The sequence below is a fragment of the Agrobacterium sp. ST15.16.024 genome (assembly GCF_027956545.1).
In the GTDB taxonomy this organism is placed as follows: Bacteria; Pseudomonadota; Alphaproteobacteria; order Rhizobiales; family Rhizobiaceae; genus Agrobacterium; species Agrobacterium cucumeris.
This window is the reverse complement of sequence record NZ_JAQKGO010000057.1, coordinates 1-410: the sequence shown is the minus strand read 5'-3', so window position 1 is coordinate 410 and position 410 is coordinate 1. Positions and strand designations below refer to the sequence as shown.

General features: G+C 66.8%; 1 pseudogene. It reads left to right on the top strand.

Annotation, left to right across the window (positions count from 1 at the left end):
* A pseudogene (locus PL640_RS25615) lies at nucleotides 1-410 on the top strand (hypothetical protein); the annotation flags it as partial.

The window sequence follows — 410 nt, the reverse complement described above, 5'->3', positions numbered from 1 at the left end:
CGCAGGATCAGCAGCCGGAAGAGGTTCAGGTTCAGGACGCCAGCGTCGCGAAAACTGTCGAGGCCGTAGCGGCCCCGGTTGCCGTCGTTGAAACCGTTACCGCTGCGCCGGTCACCGTCGCGCCGGCTACCATGGAACCAGTAACCGCTGAGCCGGTAGTCGTCGAGCCGGTAGCGGCCGCCGAGCCGCTGGTCGTTGATGCTGCGGAAGTTGTCGCGCCAGCAGCCGTCGAGCCAGCGCCTCAGGAGCCGGTCACCGAAGCACCGGCTGTCGAAGCGCCTCAGGCTATCGCGCCAGTGACGCTCGACGCCGAGCCGGTGGTGGTAGAACCTGAAGCGGTGGAAACGACGCCTGTCGTTGCAGCGCCAGTGGAAACTATCGCCCCGGCCGCAGAAACCGTGGAGCAAGCG